The organism is Sulfitobacter sp. 15WGC (assembly GCF_005068605.1).
Taxonomy (GTDB): Bacteria; Pseudomonadota; Alphaproteobacteria; order Rhodobacterales; family Rhodobacteraceae; genus Sulfitobacter; species Sulfitobacter faviae.
The window spans coordinates 1-3,646 of the sequence record NZ_SZNL01000046.1; the positions used below are offsets into that span (position 1 = coordinate 1).

A 3,646-nucleotide genomic window follows, 5' to 3' on the forward strand; every position below is an offset into this window, starting at 1 on the left:
GACCCCGGCCGCCAACCGGGAGAACCTCCGATGTAGTCTCCATGGAGAAAATCCAGTCCAACAATCAACAGGGTCCAATGAACCCATCACCATGACAGACGGAAGGTGGGCGGCAGGAAACGCTTACTTTTCTAAGCGTTGTGTATTGCATCAATTAGGCTTCCCGCTGGTGGTATCTGAAAACGGATCGAAGGGTTGGAACGTCGGAATAGACAGAATGGAAATATCTGGATGTTTTCTCGTTAGGTCTTTCAACGCCCGGTGAGAGCGATTTAAATTTTCGTAGATCGGAATAGGAAGGTTCGGAGCTGATGGATCAATAGCAGGAGCATGCGCATCCCAGTGGATTGGAATGACTTTCGTTGCACCGCTGGCGACTACGCCGTTTTGGAGGTAGCGTTCGATTTGCTCACTGGATTGCCAACCCAGCCCGCCTACGCCAAGAAAAAGTGTATCGGCTTTCAGGTTGAGATTTCGTAGGCGGGGCCCAATGTTTCCTGCAGTGGGAAGAATTAAGATCGTTCCGTCAGGTGTCGCTACATGTGCAGCGAGGCTTCTGCCTGACTTTAGGTCTCGGATCGACGCGGGATACTCCCAAGCATCGTTCGCGGGGAGGTATTCCAGTAAAGTGGAAGCGAGGTTGCTGGAATGGGGTAGTTCAAACAACGTCAACCTGATTTCGCCTAGGAATAACTTAAGAAGGGAGGTGCTGTCGGGAAACTCTATGGGATCGGAATTTGAGCAAAGGTCCGGAAACAGCCGTCGCGTGCGCGGTACGGCGGATAGTACTTCGGAGTTCGCGATCAAGGTTGCACCGGTCAAGGCGGCGATAAGCGGAGTATCGAGGGCGTGATCATAGTGGCCATGCATGGCGACAATGGCGTCTAGGGTTTTCTGATTGCTTGCGCGCGCCTGGCAGGGCTGCTCCACGGACACCCCTGCGGCCGATAGGAGCGATGTGACAGTTGGAAGGTCTGGTTGAATTTTCTTGAAAAATGCGTTTGGCGGGCGGGTAAGAAAACCGTCGATCATCAGTGTGGAGTTTCCGCTTTGAATGAGGAAACTTGAGACCCCGAAGAACCGGACCTGCGTTCCGGATGATGAGGGCGCTAGAGGCAGCCGGTGGGCTCTGTCATTCCAAAACGCTTCGAAACCTTGGCTGCATGCGCTGACGGCAAGGGATATGGCCAAAACGTAAAGCCAATGGAGTTGTCCAAAGCTGATCATCCAGCAACTATTACACGCAATATCTACTTTGGCTATTTCGCAGATGTCCGGCTTTCCGAAAAAGTAATGCGAATAATGGGTATTTTTCGGATGCCTTCAAACGGTCTCGAACGTCACGCCATCAGATGAGACCCATGCCGCCGTTAGTCGTCCTGTGGCATAGGCACCCGTGTCGATTGATACACGGCCACGGTCAGCGTGGGGTGTATCAACGATCGTGTGACCATGAAGCACCCAGATATTGTCTTCTCGCTGGGTTGTCTCGAAGTCGGCGTGGCCCCAATGCAGGGTTTCGGTGGTCTGCATATCGATCGGTACGGCTGGGTCCGCCGCCGCATGAACGACCGCTACATTCCCTGATTGCCAAAAAACAGGGCGGTTGCGGAGCCAGAGGATTAGGTCTTCGCCCATAGCCTCGTTGAGTTTTTCGGCGATCCCATCCAGCGCAGCACCGCTTGCTGCTTCGCTTGCCCCTGGGACGCCAAAGCTTGCCAACGTTTGAAGTCCCCCGTAGCGCAGCCAGCGGGGTCCATGTTTTTGCGGATGATCCAAGAAATGGAGCATCATCTCTTCGTGGTTTCCAGAGAGGCAAACCACATCAGGGCGCGCGTAGAGCAGACGCAGGACCTCTGCGCTGTCATCCCCGCGGTCAACATAGTCTCCAACGCAAACGATTTTGGTGTCCTTAATGCTCCTTAGGGCCCGTTTGAGGAGATCCGCTCGGCCGTGGATGTCACCAATTGCGACAAAGGGTTCTTTCGGTGCGGGACGGGGGAAGGGCCTTGTAGGGGAGAATAGCCCTTTGAACCAATTGCTTAGCATAGGCGAAATGTCGTCCTTCGGGGTGTTGCAGCAGGACCGCAGTGCGGGGTTAATTATTAAGTGGTTTGCCAGTTGTTGTGAAGTCGTGGCATCAGGCTGCTATAGGTTCTTTTGAGTTCAGGTTTTTGTCTTAATGCGTGCAAGCAAGTTATTTGGCATTTTCGCTCTGGCCGCCTTGGGGGCTGATAGCATCGCTCGGGCCCAGACCATGTCGACATATGGTACCCCGGGTCTTGTCGATATGCCAACGGCAGAAGTTCTGCCGGATGGGCATGTGGCGCTCACCACGAGCATGTTTGGCGCCACCACCCGAAACACAGCTACGTTTCAAGTTTTGCCAAAGCTTTATGGCACTTTCCGCTATGCGATTGTTGACGATTTTGACCCAGGCGGGCCGCAGGACGGCACACGCTATGACCGTAGCTTTGATCTTCACTATCAGATCACTGACGAGACGCTGCGCTTTCCTGCTCTTGCAGTCGGTCTGAGGGATTTTGGCGGTACGGGCATCTATTCCGGTGAATACTTTGTCGGCACCAAAAGCTTCGGCTCGAAGCTCAGAGTAACCGGAGGCATGGGCTGGGGGCGATTGGCGCAACGGGGCTCTTTTTCGAACCCGTTGGGCGTGGTCGCTGACCGGTTCGATACGCGACCGAATGTTGCCGCTGGGGGTATCAACACGACTGGCCAGCTTGATTTCGGCGCCTGGTTTCGCGGCCCGGCAGCCCTATTCGCGGGGGTGGAATATCAGGCAACGGATCGTTTGTCTTTCCAATTAGAGTATTCGTCAGATGCCTATGAACGTGAACAAAGCGTGGGTGCCATCGACATAAAAAGCCCGATTAACCTAGGGTTCAACTATAGCTATCCTAGCGGTTCCAACCTGCGCGCTTTCGTGATCGGAGGCTCTGAAGTCGGTTTACAGTATAGCCTAATCCTGAACCCGGCAAAACGCCGTGCGCCGGGGGGGCAGGATGCAGCACCTATCCCACTGGTGCCGCGCGATCAAACGGTGTTTGCAAACCACGACATTCGACAGCCGGCACAAAAGGCCAGAGTGGACCGTACCTTGAAAGCCATGCTTGCGCAGGAGGGATTGGAGCTTCAAGGACTGACCGTCATTGGCCGCCGGGCGCAGGTTCGTTTGGAAAACAATCTGTGGGATATCGAAGCACAGGCCGCGGGCCGAGCTGCACGGGTGATGGCCGTGACGCTGTCCCCCGAGGTCGAGGTTTTCGATGTCACGTTTCAAAGCAACGGGATGCCGATCAGCACGGTCACCGTTGCGCGCTCCGATTTAGAAGAGCTCAAGAATGATTATGACGGCGCTTGGCGCACGCTTGCACGGGCTGAGATCAAAGATGCCGCGGCTCAAAGCCGCGAAGGCGAGTTGTCCGAGGCCTATCCAACGTTCACCTATGGGCTTGGCCCCTGTCTGACGTCAGCACCTTTGGGACAGATTTGAGGATTTGAACAACGGAGGGTTTCTGGTTCATCGTAGCCTTTAAGGAGCGAAGATGAACAAGAAGCCCGGAACATCGAAAGACGCAGCTGACAAGCTGGTCAAAAACATCCGCCGCAAGACCCGCCAGACCTA

General features: G+C 54.7%; 3 protein-coding genes. 1 reads left to right on the forward strand and 2 read right to left on the reverse strand.

The window, feature by feature from the left end; genetic code table 11:
• Positions 1 to 150: 150 nt before the first annotated feature.
• Together FCK22_RS17785 and FCK22_RS17790 are read right to left on the reverse strand one after the other, a co-directional pair.
• Entirely contained in the window at positions 151 to 1,227 is a 1,077-nt protein-coding gene (locus tag FCK22_RS17785; RefSeq protein ID WP_082852046.1) for an MBL fold metallo-hydrolase, read from the reverse strand.
• Between the two features lie 96 nt (positions 1,228 to 1,323).
• Positions 1,324 to 2,049, reverse strand: coding sequence for a metallophosphoesterase (locus FCK22_RS17790; protein WP_067264202.1), 726 nt, complete (start codon positions 2,047 to 2,049; stop codon positions 1,324 to 1,326).
• A 133-nt stretch (positions 2,050 to 2,182) separates the two neighbouring features.
• Here FCK22_RS17790 and FCK22_RS17795 point away from each other — a divergent pair, with 133 nt between their 5' ends.
• Positions 2,183 to 3,514: a YjbH domain-containing protein gene (locus FCK22_RS17795; RefSeq protein WP_067264200.1), complete on the forward strand. Its 1,332-nt coding sequence runs from the start codon at positions 2,183 to 2,185 to the stop codon at positions 3,512 to 3,514.
• The last annotated feature ends 132 nt before the right edge of the window (positions 3,515 to 3,646 follow it).